This is a genomic window from Paenibacillus sp. FSL H8-0283, assembly GCF_045040675.1.
GTDB lineage: Bacteria > Bacillota > Bacilli > Paenibacillales > Paenibacillaceae > Paenibacillus > Paenibacillus amylolyticus.
The window spans coordinates 5,321,711-5,343,604 of record NZ_CP150295.1 but is presented as its reverse complement, the minus strand read 5'-3'; the positions used below and the strand labels follow the sequence as shown (position 1 = coordinate 5,343,604).

Genomic DNA, 21,894 nt, shown 5'->3' with positions numbered 1-21,894 from the left:
ATACATGGGAATGATCATTATGTTGGTAGTGTATCTGTTCCTCGGTATTTATGTTGTGAAAGTTGGAATAGATAACTCCAAAAATAGCCAGCACACCAAAGAAATATTATCAGAGTTAAGGGAAATTAAGGAACTGTTGAAAGAACGAGGGTAGAGAGGGGGGATACTTGTGTCTCGAGCACCATTTCAAATATTAGTTTTTCCTTATATCAGGTTGAAAGATTCAAATGATTATGCATACGCTATCTTTCGAAGATCAAGAGAAGGTTACTGGCAGGGCATAGCTGGGGGAGGGGAAGATGAAGAAAAACCATTAGAAGCAGCTATGAGAGAAGCATTTGAAGAGGCGGGAATCCCCTTAAATAGTCAATACAGGAGCCTTAATTCAAGATCGACTCACTCCGTGGTAGATGTGGTTGGTTATTTTATGTGGGGACCTGATACATTTGTTATTCCTGAGTATTGCTTTGGAGTAGAACTGGATGAAATGGATCTGTCTTTATCCAATGAGCACTCAGAATATAAATGGGTGACTTATGAAGAAGCTCGTGAAATACTTAAATGGGATAGTAATAGAGTAGCGATTTGGGAATTGCATCAAAGACTGATCAGAGAGTCATCGAAATAGACATGTGGAGGGATGCTATGATTTACGATCTACAAGGTGAAGCCAACATGTCACCAGTTGTGGGGATGTTATTTTCTGCTGTAACAGAAAATAGCCAAAGACTTAAATCAATTACAGAAGGTATGTCGCAAGAAGAGGTAGATTACAAAGGGGAAAAGAACCAGTTTAATAGTACAGCTCAATTAATACGACATATTATGTTTGTTGATATGAATTGGGTTTATAGAATAAAGGGAGTTGTCCTTCCGCAGTCATTAATAGAGCAATATGGTCCCATGACTGATGAAAATAATAGACTTCCGCTGGTTCAAGATGTGTCACGTGACACACTTATCTCTCAATATGAGGGTGTATTAACCCTTCTGAAAGAAACATGCACACAAGTAGCAGATGCTGACCTAGATCGAGTAGTTACTTTTGGACATCAGAACGAAAAACAAGCTACGGTACGTTGGGGATTATGGCATATGGCTGACCATAACCGTTATCATCAAGCTCAAATTAATCAGCTAAGAAAGTGGTTCCAAACACAGAATGATTGCTAACACATAGACAGGTTATTTTTCTAAATGCCAGATCTGATGATATCACCACCTCCCCTCAGCGGTTACTTCAGATCTGAAGTACACGTATAACAATATCCTGATCATGGTTACCAAAACCGGCACCATAGATCGTTAATCCCCCTACGTTGGGGCTTTCTTCGTCAACCGTGAAACGTAGCGTCCAGAACGGTTCGCCTAGTTTGACATCTTTGAGAGTAATGTCTGACATCCGCTCACCATCCATATAGGTACCGGAACCATCAATACGAATGGTCTTTAATAATCCATACTGATTCACATTACGATGCCACCATTCTGGTGTATATTTGCCGCGTGCTGCTCTGCCAAAGTCGGCAGGGCTTGTCCACGTTCCGAGAGAAACGCCATTGAAGGTGAAACGAATATCCGAAGGCCAATGATCTCGCAATCCCGGAGCTTCAGAGGCTAGTTCCATCGAAATTTCAATAGCATCGGTGGTCTGATCCGGTAGTACAAAGTTAGGTGTTTTATATTCAACATAGCCCTTCCCAAACCACAAGATAGCGGCGTGAACACGCTCGGGATCAAGGAAGTAACGCGGATCATCCCATACGCCGATCTCTTTCTCAAGTGTTCCTAGCCCACAGGTAGGGTGGATATCAAAAGCAGTGTAGTGTCCCACGGCTATCGTCTGTTCTCTGGTTCGTGAAGTTTGGCTTGCGGACGGCAGCTCGATCTCAATCTGATTTTGTTTGAGGTAACATAATTTGTGCGTCCCTCCGTTGATCCGAACTCTTCTGCTACCAATTAGACCCGCATCCTCTAGTTTGCGAATATGCATCGTGACAATGGAGGGGCTAAGCTCTAATACTGCCGCAATATCCTTCACATTCATTTCGCGATCTGCAATCATATCCATGATTCTCCATCTGACTTCACTTGCCAGCGCCTCATATAAAGGAAGGAACTGGGGCTCCCCATTTGCTTTGATCATCTGTACAACTCCCTATCCTCAATCTTCTAAAATCACATATATATTAATTTAATAAAGTTAACTCCAAGATGCAATTCAGATTCATTGCAAGTTTACACCCGATGGTGTTTAATTTTTGTAGTTGTTACGAAGTTGAATTCTTATATTTGTGAATTTTATAATAAGAGATGGAGTGGAGTAATGAAATACAATAACCCTGTTGTGAAAGGTTTTTATCCAGACCCTAGTGTGATTAAGGTGCACGATACATACTATATGGTGTGCAGTTCTTTTCAATATTTTCCGTGCGTACCGCTCTTTGAAAGCAAGGATCTGCTGAATTGGAAACAGATTGGTCACTGCCTGACTCGTAAAAGCCAGATTCAGCTAGAGACGGTGAACAGCTCCGGGGGTGTATTTGCCCCAACCATCAGGCACAATAACGGGCGTTTTTATATGGTTACAACCAACGATACGACGCATCAGAATTTCTATGTCTGGACGGATAATATCTACGGAGAATGGTCTGAGCCTATCTATGTGGATCAAGGCGGAATTGATCCCGATTTGTATTTTGAAGATGGAAAAACATTGTTTATGAGTAATGGCGTGGATGATGAAGGCGTTGGCGGAATTGTCCAGTGTGAGCTTGAGATTGAAACTGGCCGCAAACTGACCCCGAGTCGTTCGATATGGAACGGAACGGGTGGACGATATCTGGAAAGTCCGCATCTCTATAAAATGAACGGTTATTATTACCTGCTTGCAGCTGAAGGCGGCACCGAGTATGGTCACATGGTTACGTATGCTCGGGGAACTTCTTCTTCAGGACCGTTCGAAGCCTATGCGCACAATCCAGTTCTAACCAATCGCAATCTGGGCGGGTATGAGGTCCAGGGTGTGGGGCATGGTGATATAGTTCAGGATGATCTGGGGAACTGGTGGCTCTTTCACTTGGGATTTCGACAGATCGGCAGATGGGCTACGTACCATCATTTGGGTCGAGAAGTATTTCTGACTCCAATTACGTTTGGCGAAGACGGATGGTTTACAGCCGGGCATGAAGGAACAACGCTGACGAGTTTTGAGACCAATCGTATCCCAGATACGGTGATCCAGCAGGATAAGAAGAATTATACGTTTGCAAATACAGACTGGAACCTCGACTGGTGTTACCTTCGTCATCCAAATACAGAGCATTATCAGCTTGAATCAGATAAGCTTACGCTAACAGGAACCGATGTAACGCTGGACGTTCCGGCATCCCCAACGTTCATTGGGTTACGTCAAAAAGACTTTAATGCTACGATTTCTGTCGATGTTAGTCTGACGAGTGGAGAAGCCGGGATCACGATCTACATGGATGAGAATCATCATTATGAAGTGGCTATTCGTCAGGAGCAGGACGGCTATAAGGTGATCGAGCGTCTAAATATCGGTGATATCAAATCGAGAGAACATGAAGTGGATCTGGGAAATAAACAGCATGCAACGCTGGTGATCCGCTCAAGCCAGGAACGCTACAGTTTCCTGTTTCAAACAGATGGTGAAGAGATTCTGCTGGGCACAGCACAGACGAGATACCTATCCTCGGAGGTGGCAGGAGGTTTTACAGGTGTACTTATTGGGTTATACGCGAGTGGGCAAGATACTTCAGCTGAGTTTACAAATTTCAAGTGTGATTATCATTAAGAAGTTAAGGGGAGGGCCTAAGGGTCCTTCTCTTTTTTTTAATTTGTGTAAAAATATAGATATATTAATAAATGCCAATAAAGATTTAAACTTGGAAAAAGCTCCTGTTATCTATATGGCATCACTAAATAATCTACATGTAACAAAAGGTTAAAAGAACGTGTTATTTAATTATATAGCTTGATTGAATAACCAAGGAGGAGTTGTATGGAGGATCAATGGAGAATTGCAAAGTATGATCCGGCATGGCGTGATTTGTTTCTCGAAACGGGTTCGAAATTAAGAGAAGCGTTAGGAAAAAAGGCCGTGCGGATTGACCATGTTGGGTCCACTTCAATTGTTGGAATAGATGCCAAACCCATCATAGATATACAAATATCTGTTTCTAATTATGAGAATCTGTTGGACTACAAACATGAGATTGAAACAGTCGGATTTGTATTCAGAGCAGAAAATCCAGATAAGACTAAACGTTACTTTCGTGAAGAACCCGGAAACAGAAGGATACATATACACGTTAGACAAGTAGGCAGTTTCTCCGAGCAGATGACCTTGCTGTTCAGAGACTATTTAAGGGAGCATCCAGAAGATTGTTTGAAATATGCAGAAGAAAAGCACAGACTCATGTCATTGTATAAAGATCAGCGTCCCAAATATGTTGAAGGAAAAGGACCAATGGTGTGGAGCATATTACAGAGAGCACATCGTTGGTCTCAAGAAATCGGATGGCAGCCGGCAAAATCTGACGCATGAGCACATCCAATGAATAGAGATAACTGTATTGGAGTGATGAGATGAACATGGGAAGAAAGCTGATGACAACCGTTCTAACCATCATTTGTTTTACTTTGGCTGCAAGTCTCATATCGATGAATGAAACCTACAGTTTTGATTTTTACATTCTTATTTATCTGATATACGCGACTCCCTTGATCCTGTTGATCGGGCTACCTTTATCGATATTGCTAGACTATCTGCTCAGCCGAATACAATTCCCTAATCATGTGTTGTATCTAAGTACGAGGATATTAGGCTATGCATGTGCTGGAGTTTTGGGCATGTACATCTATTATCTGGTCATGGGCGCAGGAGAAGCAATCTTGGATTTCAAAGAGACGTTAGTTCTGACCTTATTTGGCGTTCTTGCCGCTATCCTATTTGTACTGATTGATATGGGATTGGAAGTTTTGTTAAAAAAGCAAAGAAAAAAGAGCTGAATTAAATTGATTTGTCAGGAGGAAAGCAAAATGGCAACGCATTGTGCACTTCTAATCATTGACGTACAGGTAGCGATGTTTGATGAAGCAGATCCCGTATATCAAGGGGAACGATTGCTTCAGAAGATCCAGGTGTTAATTTCCAGGGCCCGTGAAGCAGGCCATTCCATCATATATATCCAACACTGTGAAGGGCCAGGCGGTCCACTGGAACGAGGAACACTGGGGTGGGACATCCATCCGTCCATTGCACCTATAGCTGGTGACCTCGTTATCGAAAAAGAGACACCGGATTCGTTTCACGAAACCAATCTGCATCTGAAATTGCAAGATAATGGCGTGAAGGAGTTAGTCCTTACGGGAATGCAGACCGAGGTATGTGTAGACACGACTTGCCGCAGAGCGTTCAGTCTGGGATACACGGTCAAACTGGTTCAAGATGCGCACAGCACATGGAATTCAAAGACGCTTCAAGCGGAGCAGATTATTGCACATCACAATACGGTACTGAGACTGTTTGCCAACGTGGTGGATACGGAGAATGCGCTGTAATGCTAGGAAAACGTAGGCGATTCTGGTTTTTCATAGGTGCGGCAATCATGTTTCTGTATTTTCTAATCACGAGTAATCCTGATCCAAATAAGCGATTTCGAGAAATCAAGTGATAAGCACAGAGATGAGCATAGTCGTGTACACCAGGACAGGCGACGGTGGAGCACACGTTAGCATTGACAATGTTACGTTAAGTAAAGAAGACATTAGCCGTATAGTCGGCTGGCTGAATGCAGCCCCGGAATCAGCCAAAATACCAGTAGATGATGTCACAGGAAGTATTAGTGCGGGAATTGCTTTGAAATTAAAGCATAACGCTAAAGTTACGATTCAATACAATCGGAAACAGATTATTGTATCCACAAAAAGCAGATTTAATAGAGATTCGAAATATATACTTGATCAAAAGGACTTAAGAGACTTTTTGGATCAAAAGTTGGAAGGGACGTATTTTGGTGAAGATACCGTTAGTGTTGAATAAGGGGGAGATGTATTGACGATTAACAAAAGAATAATGAATCTATCAGCCTGGCTTGCTGTATTAGCCATCCTATGTATTCCTGGAACTTTACATACTGAAGATGGACCGCTCCGAACAGAGTATGGTTTCCCGCTCCGATTCTTTACGGATTATCATTATGCTAATTCTGAGGGAACAATCTGGTTTATATCTGGGATCTATTTAAATGTACTTCTATATTTGTTCAATGTCCTGTTTATTTATGCAGGTATTCATGTAATCTTGTATATAAAAAAGAAATTAACTAAATAAATTCAACAGAATATTTACACGAAACGAAGAGGACAGAAAAAACCTGAAGAAGCGAAGTGTTCACCTAAAAGCTTTCTGAAAGAAAGCTGCATCGGAAGCATAGGCTCATCCCCGGAGTTTCCCATTATAAAATGAATCAAAAAAATATGGGGATAACAGCGATCTGAAGGTTGTTCTGTCATCGGAGTGGTAAGTGTAAATATTCAATAGTTTAATTTATTTAGAATATCAAGATGGAGTGATTACGATGAAACAACTTCCAGTAGAATGGAAGTCAGACCGACTTATTGTCTCGAATGTGGAAGAATCCGATATTCCTGAACTCGAGTCCATATATGAGACCAGTCGGTACTTGCATCAATGGGATGGACAAGAGCATGATCGGAACTATGTGAAAGAATGTTTTGAAGAAGGCCACCTTCCGCCGGGAGGCAGGCTGGAGAATTTTCGAATTCAATCCATTCGCACAAATGAGGATGACCGCTATATTGGTTTGTTAAGTGTGTACCATGGGTATCCCTCCGAGGATTCAATCTATCTCGAATTTTTATATATCCAGAGCGAGATCCAGAAGCAGGGATATGGACAAGAATTAATTCAGGCGTTGACGCGTCACTTTTCCGAACTTGGTTACAAGGAAATTCGAATCAACGTAGCGCTCAAAAATTGGACTGCATTACGCTTCTGGATCAAATCCGGATTCAATCAGATTAGTAGAATTTATGGTGATCTTGAACATTCGGAGGATACCTTTGCCCATACAGAATTGATCAAATCTCTATGAAAAACATCGATAAAGGGGAATATACCAATGGAAACATTCTTTCGTTATAACTGGATGGTGCGTGAGCAATGGTATGTCTGGTGTGAAGATGTACCGCTTGAAGAATTGCTTCGGCCTCGTACGGGCGGAGTAGGCAACATATTACAAACATTATTTCATATTATTGATGTAGAGTGGAGCTGGCTTCAGCTGCTTCAGGGCAAACCGGATGATGCAGAAGATTTTGCAAACTACCAGAATCTTGAGGCGGTAAGGAGACTCGATCGCAAGTTACGTCCTGATGTGGAGGCATTTGTTACAGCCTGGGATTCGAGTATGGAAAAAAGAGCTTATATTGATCATCGCTCAGCTGGCAAGGCCAGTACAGATTCATGGGGAGAAGTTATGCGACATGTGATCGCCCATGAGATTCACCATATGGGACAGCTGTCGGTATGGGCCAGAGAATTGGGCAAACAGCCAGTATCCGCTAATGTCATTGGCAAAGGCCTGATTATACCTGACTAACAGGGAGAGAGCGGCATGACATGAATGAACGGAGGAGAAGTGATGATTCATTGCAGGAAAGCTACGATTCAGGATGGCGAAGTGATGAGCCAATTATCCCATCAACTGGGTTATGTCAGCACAACTGAAGAAATCAAGGAGAGACTAACTCTTCTCTCTTCCTTACCAGACTATTATGTATGTGTAGCTGAGATTGATTCGAGAGTCGTAGGCTGGGGCCATGTACAGGGAAGACATTCCATTGAGAGTCCATCTTTTGCCGAGATTGGTGGACTAGTTGTGGATGGGATTCATCAAGGGATGGGGATTGGTAAGATAATCATGAGCGAATGCGAGGAATGGGCTCGGGTTAACGGCTTTGATAAGATTCGGGTACGTTGTAACGGAAAAAGGGAATCTGCACATCGGTTTTATATAGCTATCAATTATGAAGAGAAGAAATGGCAGAAGGTATTTGATAAACGATTATAATCTAATCTTGTGTATCATGGAAGGAGGAGAACGATGACGATTCAACTTAGCCAGGTGAATTGGGTAGAACTGGATGAACGTATCCAGCAGGTGATGGAACAGGAGTATCAGATCATTCCCTTGCCACCTGGACTGGAAGCGAGTGTGATGAGAATTGAAATGGAAGATCAGCGGTACGTATTGAAAGTTTGGGACAAGGATTCTAAACCGGATATCGCCAAACAATATCGATTATTGTCCAAGCTTTATCAAAGTGGAATTCGTGTTTCCAAACCCTACGGTTGGGGATTAAACGAGCAAGGGAATCAAGTGCTGTTAACGAGCTATGATGGAAAGCCGATTACCCAATTAACACAAACCAAACTGACACATCTGGCTGAGCGATTAATGGAGGTCCATCGTTATCCGGTGAATGAAGTGGGTACTGGAGAAGATGAAGAATACATATTCAGGTACGATTTTGTTCAATACTTTTTTCCTCAAATTGAATTACATGACGATATAAATGATCTTCTGGCAAACTTGATCCAGCAGGTCCAGATCAGACAGGACCGCTTGATTCATGGCGATTATAATCTGGGAAACATTCTTGAGATGGACGACCAGTACACCATCATCGATTGGACTAATGGGCAGTATGGTGATCCGAGGTACGATATGGCATGGTCTGTGTTTCTGATCACCGTCTATAATGGGGAAAGTTATGGCGAGATGTATCGCGCTCAATTTGCACGTTCTGCAAGTTATACGTACACGCTGGAAGAGGAGCAGGTTTTTGAAGCTGTAGCTTGTCTTCGCTGGATTCTGTTAAAGCGCGTTGGGGATGTCCCCATGGGGCCAGATGTAATGGAAAAGGTTCACAGCATGGCTGTCCATAATCCGTATTTGAATGAACATCTGCTGTAATCGTAATACGGGGATACACAATGACGACAGTATACGATTAAGTAATAGAAAGACCACTTTTTTCGAATAAAATAAACAGTCAGTCCTAAACTAGCGATCCTCGCATACCTATGATAGTAGAGGAGCGTGATTGATATGGAGCAGAAAGTGCAAACTTACTTTGAACTGAAACAGCAGCAAAAAGATATTGAGCAGCAGTTGTCTGTACTACGAGATGAGATTGTCGCGTATTGTGCAGAACAAGGGGTGTATGAGACTCAGGTTGGTGGTTACACCGTGAAAACAGTACTTCAGAACCGGAAGGAATACGATGATCAGAAGCTGTATGCTTCTCTTCCAGACCCGGACATCTGGCGATTGTTGTCCAAGGTAGACAGCCATAAGCTGAAAAGCCTGATCAAGCTGAACATTCTGTCCGAGGAACAAATTAACCCGGCATGCACAGTGAAACAGCTGACCTTGTTACAGGTGGACAAGCTGTAAGGCTTCATATCTTCTTTGTATATGAGTTGAATTTAATTGAACAGCCCGATCACAAAACACCTTCCGAGAAATGTTCTGTTTAGATGAGCAGTCGGACATACGTGGAGGTGTTTTTGTTGTGCAAACAGGGCCGAGGATCATAAATAGTTAAATATGAGGGGGAAGAAGTATAATTTGTTCATTGTAAGCGTATTCAACAAACGATATGATGGATAAAAACTGGCAGGGAGGAATTGTAAATGCCAACTGAAATTCCATCATTACATGCTACGTACGCTAATACGTTCAAAATAGGTGCTGCTGTACATACCAGAATGTTGCAGTCCGAAGCGGATTTCATCGCCAAACACTTCAATAGTATCACGGCTGAAAATCAGATGAAATTCGAAGAAATTCACCCGGAAGAGGATCGTTATTCATTTGAGGCGGCGGATAAAATTGTTGATTTTGCTGTTGCCCAAGGGATTGGGGTGCGCGGACATACTTTGGTCTGGCATAATCAAACATCGAAATGGGTCTTTGAGGATACCTCAGGTGCTCCCGCTTCCAGAGAGCTGTTATTATCTCGCTTGAAGCAACATATTGATACGGTAGTAGGTCGGTATAAGGGGCAAATATATGCGTGGGATGTCGTCAATGAAGCTGTTGAAGATAAGACCGACCTGTTCATGCGGGACACGAAGTGGTTAGAGCTGGTGGGGGAAGATTATTTGATGCAAGCGTTCAGTATGGCTCATGAAGCTGATCCAAATGCTCTTCTTTTCTATAATGACTACAATGAGACGGATCCGGTCAAACGGGAGAAGATCTACAATCTGGTTCGGTCTTTGCTGGACAAGGGAGCACCTGTACACGGGATTGGGTTGCAGGGGCATTGGAATATTCATGGTCCTTCGATTGAGGAGATCCGAATGGCTATTGAGCGTTATGCTTCACTGGATGTGCAGTTGCATGTTACGGAGCTGGATATGTCCGTGTTTCGTCATGAGGATCGTCGAACGGACCTCACCGCGCCAACTTCAGAGATGGCTGAGCTACAGGAGCGTCGATATGAAGAAATCTTTAATTTGTTCCGTGAGTATAAATCATCCATTACCTCTGTGACATTCTGGGGAGTGGCCGACAATTATACCTGGCTCGACCATTTCCCGGTACGCGGACGCAAAAATTGGCCCTTTGTTTTTGATCAGCAGTTGCAGCCAAAGGAATCATTTTGGCGTATCATTAATTCTATGTCCTAAACATCAGGGAAGTGGAGAGAATCGGTCACGATGTGGCCGATTTTTTTGCTGTAGTCAATATAGATTATACAGTGCGGTTATCTCGTGCATGATTAGAGGCGTTGATTTGTATGGATGATAAAAATATGGTATTAAATGGGATTGTGTGATAGGGTTGAAGAAATGGTGAACCAAATTCTTTCCTGAAATGAGATGAGAAGATGGATTGCATCCGAAACTATTTAATTACTTTTGCCGGAAATTTTATATTTAGTTATTATATTTTTGAAGAAGGTACTTTTTCCAAACCGCTGATGTTTGCAACATTGATGCTGTTACTGATCATGACAATCGATTACATGAAAAGTAGAAACAAATATACATTGGAATAGGGTATGTCCATGTTTTTAAACGATTCTGGAGCATAGGGTCGTTTTTTTATTGTATATAGAATAGCTTCCATTTACATCAAGACCATTGTTCATTACACTTGATGAGTAGCACCTCATTAACTCAGTTTTTGTTAACTCAATTCAGATCATCAGGAGGATATCATTATGCATCAATCCGCACATATTCAGGAAGCAAGAGATTACATATTAAACCGAATCCATACCAAACCTGCCGTAGGCATGATTCTGGGTTCGGGACTGGGAGCGCTCGCGGACGAGATTGAAAATGCGACCGTTATTCCGTATACAGATATTCCGTATTTCGCCCAATCGGAGGCTATCGGTCATGCCAATGAATTGGTTATTGGTGAACTGATGGGCAAAACGGTTGTAGCGATGAAAGGCCGCCTTCATTATTATGAAGGTTTTACATTGGATGAAGTGACTTTTCCCGTTCGGATCATGAAGGCGCTGGGTGTCGAGCAATTGCTTATCACCAATGCCTGCGGAGCCATCAACACAAGCTTTGAGCCGGGTCAACTGATGCTCATTACAGATCATATTAACCTGGTAGGCAATAACCCTTTGATGGGGCCTAATAATGCTGAACTGGGTGTGCGCTTCCCAGACGTATCACAGGTATACAATCGCGAACTGCGCAGCATTGCCCTTAAGGTTGCAGAAGAGCAGAATGTTGGCCTGCAGCAAGGTGTCTATGCATGGTGGAGTGGCCCGGCATATGAGACACCAGCGGAGATTCGCATGATTCGTACGATGGGTGCGGATGCAGTTGGTATGTCCACGGTACCTGAAGCCATTGTTGCCATTCATGGCGGTATGAAGGTACTAGGCATTTCCTGTCTGACCAACATGGCCTGTGGTATTCTGGATCAGCCGTTAAGTCATGATGAAGTTATTGAAGTGGCTGCGCAAGTGAAAACAACCTTTATCGGACTTGTAAAAGGCATTTTGAAAGAGATCTAATCGCGAGATGATTTTTTATCTAGGCCACGATGGATAGGATAGAGTTTTCATCCAACCCAATCGAAACCACAAAAAAACGTATGTTTCACGAGTTGTTACTCGTGAGACATACGTTTTTTTATTTTGCAGAACTATGAACCATCTGAGAATGATCGGCCATGATTGCTGGTGTGGACTCCCTGATGATGGGTTTGGTCACAATGTGGGAGACCTGATACGGCTGTGTCGGGCTATTAATCCGGGATAACAGCATCTCCGCAGTTTTAATGCCCATCTCATTGCTATAAATATGAACCGTCGTTAATGCTGGCTCAATAATTCGAGATTGGGGTGCATTATCGAATCCGCATATCGCAATATCCTGTGGCACAGCGACATTTCTGTCTTTTAACGCTCTAATCAGATCAACTGCTATAAAGTCATTAGCGCATACGTAAGCGGAAGGTAGGGATGCCAGCTCTGCCACTCGCTGGTTCAACCATCCTGGCTTGGAGAAACACAGGCGATCATTATCTACGATGCAATGGGACAGGTCGACCTGCAACCCCGCCTCCAGCATAGCACGCTGATATCCAACCCATCGTTCATTAAAGCTCTTGCAGTGATTGTAATCTCCTACGAATCCAATACTTGTGTAGCCGCTCTCAATTAATTTTGTGGTTAACTGATAGATGCTATGTTCATTCTCCATGAGTAGCAGATCTGCTTTGAATTCGGGATAACATATGTTGGAAGCGCAATCGATAAAGATGGTGGGAATGCCCAGATCGGTAATCAGCTGTGTATATTCCAGATCAAATAATTCAATGCAAATGATGCCGTCCACTTTGGCTATATCAAAATTGTTGGGAAGTGTAAGTGTATCTTGATCGTCTTCACGCACGATATGAATCGAGAGATTGTATCCCTCCGCACTGATTCTTTTCTCCAGACCGCTGATTAACAACGAACCAAAGTGAGATGTATTAGGCAGGTTTTCAGTTAACAGGGCGATATTGCCCGGAGCCTTGGTTAGAACATGCTCATTGTCCATATAGGCAAACTGTTTATATTTAAGTTCAATTGCTTTTTTAATTACACGATTTCGGGTTTCATCCGGGATGTTTCCGCTATCATTTAATGCTTTGGAAGCCGTATTCCTGGAGATCCCCAAAGCATCAGCGATGTCTTGTATCGTGACTTTTTCCTTTGCCATCTAATGCTTCACCTCTAATCATCAATAGTCATCCATATTCTTCTCTAAGTCAAATGTATAATAGAACGGGACAAATAGCAATCTCTGTTTTACAAATGCACAATTACATTTACATTTAGATAGTCGAATTCTATTTTCATAATTGATCCAGAAGTTTTGTTAATTAGTGTAACAATGATAATCTATTACAGTAATGATATAGAAATATCTATGCGGGTATTAACGATTCAGTGCTGTATATATGCAAATTTAATCCTCTTTAGTTACATTAATGCAAAGATGAAATGATCAAATGCACAAATATTTTTTTACAAAACGTATTGACTAAATCCGTTGAAACCTGATAAATTGTAAATTATCAAATAGGCAATTGTAAATATTGAAAGCCCTTACTGAAAACAATTGTCAACTTCTAGAATGAACGGGGGTATCGTGTTGGATAACATAGCCGACAGCAAAAAGGGCGAAGGAAGGGTACTGAAAGTGAGGACGACAAGCGGTCATAGGTTACAGCAGCTCAAAAAAAATTACTTTTTATATATGTTGCTTGCACCAGCCTTAATTTTGACTCTTATCTTCAAGTACATTCCGATGTACGGAGCCATCATTGCGTTTAAGGATTTCAGTCCGATCAAGGGCATCATGGGTAGTGATTGGGTAGGACTGAAGCATTTCGAGAAATTTATAGCTTCACCCAATTTCGATATCATTTTAATGAATACGCTTAAACTCAGCTTTTTGGGATTGATATTCAGTTTCCCGGTGCCCATTTTACTGGCACTCATGCTGAATCAGGTACGCAAAGCTGGCATCAAGAAAAATATTCAATTGTTTCTGTACGCACCCAATTTCATCTCGGTTGTTGTGGTTGTGGGTATGCTGTTCATCTTCCTCTCACCGACAGGGCCAATTAATCAATTAGCCACATGGATTACAGGTCAGCCGATCATGTTCATGTCTGAACCGGAATATTTCCGCTGGATCTACATTTTGTCCGATATCTGGACCGGAGCGGGCTGGGCTTCCATCATATACGTCGCGGCTTTGGCCAATGTTGATCCGGAGCTTCACAATGCGGCTAATCTGGATGGAGCGAATCTCCTTCAGCGTATTCGCCACATTGACCTTCCAACGATTCGTCCGATTATGGCCATCGTCTTTATTCTTGCAGCTGGCGGGATTATGTCCATTGGATTTGAGAAGGCTTATCTGATGCAGACGTCCATGAACCTGCCGTCCTCCGAGATTATTGCCACGTATGTCTACAAGGTGGGGTTACAGTCTGGAGATTACGCTTATTCTGCGGCAGTTGGATTGTTCAACTCGGTTATCAATGTGATTTTGCTGGTGACGGTGAATCTGATTGTGAAGAAATTGAATGAAGGCGAAGGCCTCTATTAGGAAAGGAGTATTATCCATGGTTGTTAAACACACGGGAATGGATCGGTTGATCCTCACACTCAATGCTATCTTTCTCACCTGTGCTGTACTGGTTGTGGTTGTTCCCCTGATTTATATTGTTATCGCCTCATTCATGGACCCCACGGTGTTACTGAATCGTGGACTGTCCTTTAATGTATCGGACTGGAGTCTGGACGGATATCAGATGATTTTGTCCAATCCAGCCATGATCCGGGGGTTTGCAAATGCGGTATTGTACTCGGTTTCCTTTGCATTGATCACCGTGACCGTATCCATATTTGCAGGTTATGCATTGTCGGATGATAGGCTCGCGGGACGTGGATTTTTCATGATTATCTTTATCATTACGATGTTCTTCGGCGGGGGATTAATCCCTACTTATCTACTCATACGTAATCTCGGCATGCTGGATACGGTGTGGGCGATCATCATCCCTGGAGCCGTTAACGTCTGGAACATCATTCTCTCCAGAACCTTTTTCAAAGGAGTCCCTCGAGAACTGAAAGAAGCTGCTAACGTGGATGGCGCCTCTGAGATGAAGATTTTCTTCCAGATCGTCATTCCGTTGTCGAAACCGATCATTTTTGTACTTGCACTTTATGCGTTCGTTGGGCAATGGAATTCCTATTTTGATGCAATGATCTATCTCGATAATCCGAACCTGCATCCGTTACAGCTCGTTCTGCGTTCCATTTTGATTCAGAATCAGGCTGCACCGGGCATGATCAGTGATCAGCTCGCGATGGCAGAACTGAAACGGCTCTCCGAGATGATTAAATACTCAGCGATTGTCATTTCGAGTCTGCCACTCATCATCATGTATCCGTTCTTCCAGAAGTATTTCGAAAAAGGTGTCATGGTCGGTTCCCTCAAATAGTGAACAGCCTGCGATACAGTAAGTTGATCCAATCCAACTCATGGAGGTCATTATTATGAAAAAAGTGAACAAATCCAGAAAAGCCGTTACAACGGCATCCATTTCCATGTTATCTGCAATGCTCTTTTTAACCGCCTGTGGCGGAGGTGGAGGCGGCGCGGCAAGTGAGGCGCAATCCCCTGATGGTAAGGTGACATTGAATTTTATAACACAGAGCTCTCCGCTGGCTCCCGCTGATCCAAACGACAAGCTGATTAACAAGCGACTCGAAGAGAAAACCAATGTGCATATCAACTGGAAGAACTATACGAGTGATGTGTTTGCAGAAAAAAGAAACCTGGCGGTTGCCAGCGGTGATTTGCCGGATGCCATTTTTGATGCAGGTTACGGGGATTATGATCTCCTGAAACTGGCGAAGGACGGGGCGATCATTCCACTTGAGGACATGATTGAACAACACATGCCCAATCTGAAAAAGGTGCTGGAGGAAGCTCCCGAATACAAGAGCATGATCACGGCTCCAGACGGACATATTTACTCATTCCCATGGATTGAAGAACTCGGAAGTGGCAAACAACGGATTCAGGCAGTGGATAACTTGCCCTGGATTAATGTGGAATGGTTGAACAAGCTTGGACTGAAGATGCCAACGACAACCGAAGAGCTGAAAGAAGTATTGATCGCGTTCAAAACTCAAGATCCAAACGGCAACGGTAAGGCCGACGAAATTCCGTTATCTTTCATTAACAAACCGGGCGGAGAAGATCTGACATTTCTCTTTGCGGCATTTGGACTCGGAGAGAACTGGGATCATACCGTGGTAACCAATGAAGGGAAAGTGGTCTTCACGGCAGCTGATGAAGGCTACAAGGAAGCGGTTAAATACATTCATGAGCTGGTTAAAGAAGGCCTCGTGGATGTCGAATCGTATCAGCAGGATTGGAACACGTATCTTGCGAAAGGCAAGGATAATAAGTACGGCATGTACTTCACATGGGATAAGGCTAACATTACAGGCATGAATGATACGTATGATGTTCTGCCTCCGGTTGCCGGGCCTAACGGAGAGGTCAATGTCACAAGAACAAACGGGATTGGGCTTGATCGTGGTCGCATGGTCATTACCAGCAGCAATAAAAACCTGGAATCTACAGCGAAGTGGGTAGACCAACTGTACGATCCGCTCCAATCTGTGCAGAACAACTGGGGTACCTATGGAGACGAGAGTCAGCAAAATATTTTTGAATTCGATGAAGCCAAAGGGATGCTGAAACATCTTCCACTGGAAGGATCTGCACCTGTGGAACTCAGACAAAAAACCAGTATCGCAGGACCATTGGCCATTCTCGACAGTTATTATGACAAATACACAACCAAACCGGAAGATGCGGCTTGGCGCATGGAACTTCTCGACAAGGTTATGGTTCCGCATATGAAAGCGGAGAACGTATATCCAAGTGTGTTCTTCTCCATTGATGAACTGGATCGCTTGTCCACGATTGAGACCGATCTCTTCGCCTACGTGTTACGTCTGCGTACAGAATGGTATCAGAACGGGAAAATAGATCAGGAATGGGATGCTTATTTGAAAGAGCTGGATCGCCTTGGATTGCAAGAATGGCTACAGATTAAACAAGCGGGATATGACCGTAATAACAAATAAAGAAAAGTACGGAGGAGAAACCATAATGTCGACAATTCTTAAACAAGATTACAGAAATGAATACCATTTTTCACCAAAAGAGAAGTGGATGAACGACCCAAACGGCATGGTGTTTTTCAATGGGGAGTATCACTTGTTCTATCAGCATCACCCACATGGAACTACATGGGGCCCCATGCATTGGGGCCATGCAGTGAGCAGGGACCTGATCTCCTGGGAGGAACTACCAATAGCTTTACTCCCCGATGAGAATGGCACTATATTCTCGGGAAGTGCCGTAGTGGATTGGAATAATACGACCGGATTCTTTGAGGGTGAGCCAGGATTGGTTGCTATTTTCACCCATCATCTTGAAGTTAAAAACCAAGATGCCATACAAACCCAGAGTCTGGCGTATAGCAAAGACAACGGCAGAACCTGGACTAAGTACGAGGGTAATCCGGTATTAAAGCATGAGTCCTTTGTTGATTTCCGTGATCCCAAAGTGTTCTGGCATGAGCAGACCAAGGAGTGGGTTATGATTATCGCTTGTGGTCAAACGGTATGTCTGTATCGTTCTCCCAATCTGAAGGATTGGACGCTAGGAAGTGAATTTGGAGCCGGGATTGGTTCACACGATGGCGTGTGGGAATGCCCCGACCTGTTCCCGCTTGCAGTAGATGGAGATTCAGGGCAGGAGAAATGGGTGATGCTCGTTAGCATCGGTGCAGATCCTGCTTTTATTGAAGGCTCAAGAACACAATATTTTACCGGAGATTTTGATGGAACTACATTTGTCCCAGACGAGGCATCCCAGACGATTCGCTGGATTGATTATGGTCGGGATAACTACGCAGGAGTTAGTTGGTCTGACGTTCCTGAGGAAGATGGAAGACGCCTCATTATCGGCTGGATGAGCAACTGGATGTATGCCAACCAGACGCCAACCAATGATTACCGTGGAGCAATGACCATTGCCCGGGAGTTGACACTGGAGACAAGAGCGGGAGAAGTTATATTGATTCAACGTCCTGCACGTGAACTTGAGCAAGCCCGTACGCCAGTATTGTCCCTACAGGATGCTTCGATTCAGCAAGTGAGTGAGCAGTTGAACGCATTGCAACTCGTGAACTATGAGATCCATGCAGAGTGGGCTCAGGATCAGACGTTCCATTTTGCACTAAGAAGCGGCGCAGATCACGAAACGGTCGTTGGTGTAGACTCGATCCGAAGTGAAGTGTACGTTGATCGTAGTCGATCGGGCATCGGCAATTTTCATGAACTTTTCCTGAGCCGTCATACAGCTGAGTTAAAAGAAGTGGATGGAAATCAAAGTTTGCGTATCTTTGTAGATCATTCATCTGTGGAGGTATTTGCAAATGATGGTCAGGCGGTTATCACGGATCTGATCTATCCGGATGCGGATTGCCAAGGCATCTCTGCCCATGCCGAAAATACAGATCTGGTCTTCTCTTCACTTCATATCTATGAGATATCATCAACCAAGGCTAAAGGTTAATTGTAATGAAGGAAAGGAGCCCAGAATGATGCGCATTGGAGCCATAGAAGCGGGCGGAACAAAGTTTGTATGTGGTGTAGGTAATGAACATGGACAGATTGAAGATCGGATCAGCTTTCCAACAGAACATCCGGAGACCACTCTTGCCAAGGTGATCGAGTATTTCAGGGATAAAGATGTGGAAGCCATAGGGGTCGGCTCCTTTGGTCCGATTGATCTGCAACCGGATAGTCCCACCTATGGTTATATTACGACCACACCTAAGCCTGGGTGGGGAAACTGTAATGTGGTTGGAACCTTGAAGCATGAATTTTCGGTTCCTTTTGGATGGGATACGGATGTGAATGCTGCCGCGCTCGGTGAAGTGACTTGGGGAGCGGCTCAAGGGCTGGATAACTGTGTATATTACACGATTGGCACAGGAGTTGGTGTCGGACTTGTGGAAGGGGGCCAACGAGTCCACGGATTGTTACATCCCGAGGGTGGACATATTCGCACAAGACGCCATCCAGACGATCACTTTGCCGGATTATGCCCGTATCATGGCGATTGTCTGGAGGGTATGGCTGCAGGACCAGCCATTGAAGCCCGTTGGCAGATCCCTGGCAGTGAACTGCCGGCAGATCATCCGGCGTGGGAGATCGAATCCTTTTACATTGCGGAGTCGATTACAACGGCCATCCTGCTTCATTCGCCGCAGAAGATCATCCTGGGCGGTGGTGTGATGCAGCAAGATCATCTGTTTCCTATGATCCGGGAGCAGGTAGTGCGGAATCTTAATGGTTATGTAAATGCTGCCCCAATCACGCAACATATCGACCAATATATTGTGCAGCCCGGATTGGGCCAGCATGCAGGCCTATGTGGTGCGTTAGCATTGGGTCTGGAAGCATTACAACATACGGCACAAGCTTCACATGTTTCATAGTTTTCTATAATAATCTACATCCCAGAAGGGATGGCTGCAGGTTCGCTTATTGGTATAAGCAAGACTGCACCGTCCTTTTTGGGCTTTTTTATTTTTTTGAGGAGTTTAATATATTTGAAAAATATAGTGCGTTCTAAAATCCGATGTTGCTCAAGTGAGTTGCCAAAGGTATGATTTTTAGTGTTCTATAGTGCGATAAGACATTCAAAAATTAACGTGTCTCTAATGGAAAGGAATTCAACAAATGAACCCAATAACAATGCGTCAAGCTGTAGAGGCAGACCAAGAGCAACTCGCTGATTTGCGAGCCTTGGTATTATACGATGATCTAACCAGACTGGGAAGGTACGATGATGTGAAGGTGCGTGAACGTTTCCGGAATACATTCAATCCTGCCCAGACACAGATTATTGAAGTGGAGGGTTCAATGGTAGGTTGTGTAGCGTTGAAGCCCAAGTCTGAGGCATATCTATTGGAACATTTCTACATACATCCCGATTATCAAGGCCAGAGAATAGGAACTCAGGTACTGGACATGCTGCTGGAACAGGATGAAGTTCAGGGGAAACGTGTTATTTTAAATGTTTTGCAGGGAAGCCCTGCTCGTCGATTGTATGAACGATTTGGATTTATATTGGACAGTGAAGACGAGGTTGATGTATTTATGTCGGTCCAAGTGCCGGAATAGTATTTTCATATTTACACGTTAATGGAGAGTATAGAAAAAAATATTAAGAAGCGAAGAGTTGGCTTTTATCTCACAATTACCTATGTCCGGATACCGATCCCGCATGTTTGGAAAGTGGGGATAGATGTTGTATCACGGCATGTTTGAAGTAAACTGCTATCGTTGTCACACGTCAAAAGCGTCGTTCCAATAAAAAGGGACGGCGCCTTTAGTGTTATTAACTACTTGTAATATGAACTTTATTGGATGGCTTATGTAGTAGAGTATCGAGGTCACCATTCAAATCTTTCAGATTCGGGAGAAATGAAGCAGCTATCGAACAGATGAAAGGAAGAAGACCTAAAGACAGAAAGAGGAAGGGAAGGCCAAAGACTTCTGCAACCACTGCACCTGCAAAAGCGCCTACGGGTTGTAACCCTCCACCAATCAGAAAACGGATCGAATTAACCCGGCCTTGTAGAGAACTGGGCACAAGCGTACCGTGTAACGAAGAGCTTAGAGAACCGAAGAAAGGTCCGGCTGCTCCTGCAGCACATAAGGCAATAAGTGCAAATGGGTAACTCGGAAATAGTCCCAACAAAGCGTTGAAAAGCCCAATCACAGCTAAACTGCACAGCATGACCGTGCGTCGTCTCTTGATTTCACCCATCCACGAGATAATAGCTAGTCCTGCTAGTGTGCCAAATGCAGAAGCGGTGGTCAGAGTGCCCATGGCGGCGGCATCCCGGTGCAGCACTTCGCGGACAAAAGGAATCATCATGGTCCAGATGGCTACAGAGGACATATTGCTGATCGAAACCATTACCATAATCGAGAGCATGGCTGGGAATCGCCGATAAAAAGAGAAACCCTCTCCAATATCTCGGATATAAGCTTTGAGAGAAAAAGATGCTTGAGCTGCTGGTTTCTGCATTGTGGGCAGATAGAGCAGTGCGGTGATGGCTGCAATGTAGCAAATAGCGTTGATGCCAAGTGTTGGTAACGCTCCGGATGCAGCCGTTAGAGCTCCGGCAAAGGCAGGTCCCAGCAAGGCAGCGGCATTTCGACAACCATCGATCACTGCGAATGCCCGCAGAAGTTTGTGTTCGCCAGCTACACCTGGTACAACAGCCATGGCCGTTGGCATGAAGAGGGCGGAGCAGGCTCCGCTGAGTGCTGCGGCGAGAAACAGGTGCCAAAGTTGTAATTGGCCCGCAATACCCATACTCAGTGGCAACAAAAGAGCCAACAGTCGTACTGCAGCCAATCCGGCCATGAACCGTCCACGATGCAGTCTGTCGGACAACGGTGATCCAAGTAGCCGGAAGACTACTTCAGGAATGCTGAAGCTTAGTGCCATAGCACCCATGGCTAGCTTAGAGGCAGTTAATTCATAAACAAGCCATTCCATGGCCAAAAGACCAAACACATCACCTAGAGAACTAAGAGTAACAGTAGCCAATAAACCGTAGTAACTTCGCTTCAGCATTAAGGTTCCTCCATATGATAGAATAGTGCAATTTGTGGAGAAGGAAATGC

The 21,894-nt window shown here is 43.9% G+C and carries 24 protein-coding genes; 21 read left to right on the top strand and 3 right to left on the bottom strand.

The annotated features are described in order from the left end of the window. Nucleotides 1-4: 4 nt before the first annotated feature. The 3 genes from MHI52_RS23580 to MHI52_RS23570 are packed head-to-tail and all read left to right on the top strand — an operon-like array spanning nt 5 to nt 1,173. Nucleotides 5-154, top strand: a complete 150-nt coding sequence (locus MHI52_RS23580; RefSeq protein WP_164783341.1) for a hypothetical protein — start codon at nt 5-7, stop codon at nt 152-154. 15 nt (nt 155-169) lie between these two features. Further along, on the top strand, nt 170-628 hold the full coding sequence (locus tag MHI52_RS23575; RefSeq protein ID WP_405157746.1) for an NUDIX pyrophosphatase: 459 nt from the start codon (nt 170-172) through the stop codon (nt 626-628). A 17-nt stretch (nt 629-645) separates the two neighbouring features. After that, on the top strand, nt 646-1,173 hold the full coding sequence (locus MHI52_RS23570; protein ID WP_405157745.1) for a DinB family protein: 528 nt from the start codon (nt 646-648) through the stop codon (nt 1,171-1,173). Between the two features lie 67 nt (nt 1,174-1,240). Here MHI52_RS23570 and MHI52_RS23565 read toward each other — a convergent pair whose 3' ends face one another. Then, on the bottom strand, nt 1,241-2,146 hold the full coding sequence (locus MHI52_RS23565; RefSeq protein WP_340984435.1) for an ArsR family transcriptional regulator: 906 nt from the start codon (nt 2,144-2,146) through the stop codon (nt 1,241-1,243). A gap of 180 nt (nt 2,147-2,326) precedes the next feature. On the opposite strand from MHI52_RS23565, the gene MHI52_RS23560 reads away from it, so the two are divergent. The 12 genes from MHI52_RS23560 (at nt 2,327) to MHI52_RS23505 (ending at nt 12,105) form a co-directional block, all read left to right on the top strand. Beyond that, nucleotides 2,327-3,817, top strand: coding sequence for a glycoside hydrolase family 43 protein (locus tag MHI52_RS23560; protein WP_405157744.1), 1,491 nt, complete (start codon nt 2,327-2,329; stop codon nt 3,815-3,817). A 207-nt stretch (nt 3,818-4,024) separates the two neighbouring features. After that, nucleotides 4,025-4,570, top strand: coding sequence for a GrpB family protein (locus MHI52_RS23555; protein ID WP_036674436.1), 546 nt, complete (start codon nt 4,025-4,027; stop codon nt 4,568-4,570). A 41-nt stretch (nt 4,571-4,611) separates the two neighbouring features. Further along, nucleotides 4,612-5,034 (top strand): hypothetical protein, encoded by a 423-nt coding sequence (locus MHI52_RS23550; protein WP_405157743.1) that lies wholly within the window; start codon nt 4,612-4,614, stop codon nt 5,032-5,034. Nucleotides 5,035-5,064: 30 nt separating this feature from the next. Next, nucleotides 5,065-5,586, top strand: coding sequence for a cysteine hydrolase family protein (locus tag MHI52_RS23545; protein WP_405157742.1), 522 nt, complete (start codon nt 5,065-5,067; stop codon nt 5,584-5,586). Between the two features lie 136 nt (nt 5,587-5,722). Further along, nucleotides 5,723-6,067 carry a hypothetical protein gene (locus MHI52_RS23540; RefSeq protein ID WP_405157741.1) on the top strand — a complete coding sequence of 115 codons (345 nt, stop codon included), beginning with the start codon at nt 5,723-5,725 and terminating at the stop codon, nt 6,065-6,067. Nucleotides 6,068-6,605: 538 nt separating this feature from the next. Next, nucleotides 6,606-7,142 (top strand): GNAT family N-acetyltransferase, encoded by a 537-nt coding sequence (locus MHI52_RS23535; RefSeq protein WP_405157740.1) that lies wholly within the window; start codon nt 6,606-6,608, stop codon nt 7,140-7,142. Nucleotides 7,143-7,169: 27 nt separating this feature from the next. Continuing rightward, nucleotides 7,170-7,649: a DinB family protein gene (locus MHI52_RS23530; RefSeq protein ID WP_315371695.1), complete on the top strand. Its 480-nt coding sequence runs from the start codon at nt 7,170-7,172 to the stop codon at nt 7,647-7,649. Nucleotides 7,650-7,673: 24 nt separating this feature from the next. Continuing rightward, the gene (locus MHI52_RS23525; RefSeq protein ID WP_405157739.1) at nt 7,674-8,120 is read left to right on the top strand and encodes a GNAT family N-acetyltransferase; all 447 of its coding nucleotides are present in this window, start codon (nt 7,674-7,676) and stop codon (nt 8,118-8,120) included. A gap of 33 nt (nt 8,121-8,153) precedes the next feature. Beyond that, complete coding sequence (locus MHI52_RS23520) at nt 8,154-9,026, top strand: aminoglycoside phosphotransferase family protein (RefSeq protein WP_405157738.1); 873 nt, start codon at nt 8,154-8,156, stop codon at nt 9,024-9,026. Nucleotides 9,027-9,161: 135 nt separating this feature from the next. Continuing rightward, complete coding sequence (locus MHI52_RS23515) at nt 9,162-9,509, top strand: hypothetical protein (protein ID WP_405157737.1); 348 nt, start codon at nt 9,162-9,164, stop codon at nt 9,507-9,509. A 239-nt stretch (nt 9,510-9,748) separates the two neighbouring features. Then, on the top strand, nt 9,749-10,750 hold the full coding sequence (locus tag MHI52_RS23510) for an endo-1,4-beta-xylanase (protein ID WP_036674423.1): 1,002 nt from the start codon (nt 9,749-9,751) through the stop codon (nt 10,748-10,750). Between the two features lie 536 nt (nt 10,751-11,286). Continuing rightward, nucleotides 11,287-12,105, top strand: coding sequence for a purine-nucleoside phosphorylase (locus MHI52_RS23505; protein WP_036617166.1), 819 nt, complete (start codon nt 11,287-11,289; stop codon nt 12,103-12,105). Between the two features lie 118 nt (nt 12,106-12,223). Here MHI52_RS23505 and MHI52_RS23500 read toward each other — a convergent pair whose 3' ends face one another. Continuing rightward, the gene (locus MHI52_RS23500; protein WP_101314524.1) at nt 12,224-13,300 is read right to left on the bottom strand and encodes a LacI family DNA-binding transcriptional regulator; all 1,077 of its coding nucleotides are present in this window, start codon (nt 13,298-13,300) and stop codon (nt 12,224-12,226) included. 540 nt (nt 13,301-13,840) lie between these two features. Here MHI52_RS23500 and MHI52_RS23495 point away from each other — a divergent pair. From MHI52_RS23495 to MHI52_RS23470, 6 genes are all read left to right on the top strand, one after another. Further along, on the top strand, nt 13,841-14,701 hold the full coding sequence (locus MHI52_RS23495) for a sugar ABC transporter permease (protein WP_223200008.1): 861 nt from the start codon (nt 13,841-13,843) through the stop codon (nt 14,699-14,701). A 16-nt stretch (nt 14,702-14,717) separates the two neighbouring features. Then, entirely contained in the window at nt 14,718-15,599 is an 882-nt protein-coding gene (locus tag MHI52_RS23490) for a carbohydrate ABC transporter permease (RefSeq protein ID WP_036617174.1), read from the top strand. A gap of 55 nt (nt 15,600-15,654) precedes the next feature. Next, nucleotides 15,655-17,262, top strand: a complete 1,608-nt coding sequence (locus MHI52_RS23485; RefSeq protein WP_340984448.1) for an ABC transporter substrate-binding protein — start codon at nt 15,655-15,657, stop codon at nt 17,260-17,262. A 25-nt stretch (nt 17,263-17,287) separates the two neighbouring features. Next, the gene (locus tag MHI52_RS23480) at nt 17,288-18,760 is read left to right on the top strand and encodes a glycoside hydrolase family 32 protein (RefSeq protein WP_076329105.1); all 1,473 of its coding nucleotides are present in this window, start codon (nt 17,288-17,290) and stop codon (nt 18,758-18,760) included. 28 nt (nt 18,761-18,788) lie between these two features. Further along, nucleotides 18,789-19,688 carry an ROK family protein gene (locus tag MHI52_RS23475; protein WP_405159418.1) on the top strand — a complete coding sequence of 300 codons (900 nt, stop codon included), beginning with the start codon at nt 18,789-18,791 and terminating at the stop codon, nt 19,686-19,688. Nucleotides 19,689-19,932: 244 nt separating this feature from the next. Continuing rightward, entirely contained in the window at nt 19,933-20,376 is a 444-nt protein-coding gene (locus MHI52_RS23470; RefSeq protein WP_405157736.1) for a GNAT family N-acetyltransferase, read from the top strand. 217 nt (nt 20,377-20,593) lie between these two features. Here the strand turns inward: MHI52_RS23470 and MHI52_RS23465 are convergent, their stop codons facing one another. Beyond that, nucleotides 20,594-21,844, bottom strand: a complete 1,251-nt coding sequence (locus tag MHI52_RS23465; protein WP_340984451.1) for an MFS transporter — start codon at nt 21,842-21,844, stop codon at nt 20,594-20,596. Between the last annotated feature and the right edge of the window lie 50 nt (nt 21,845-21,894).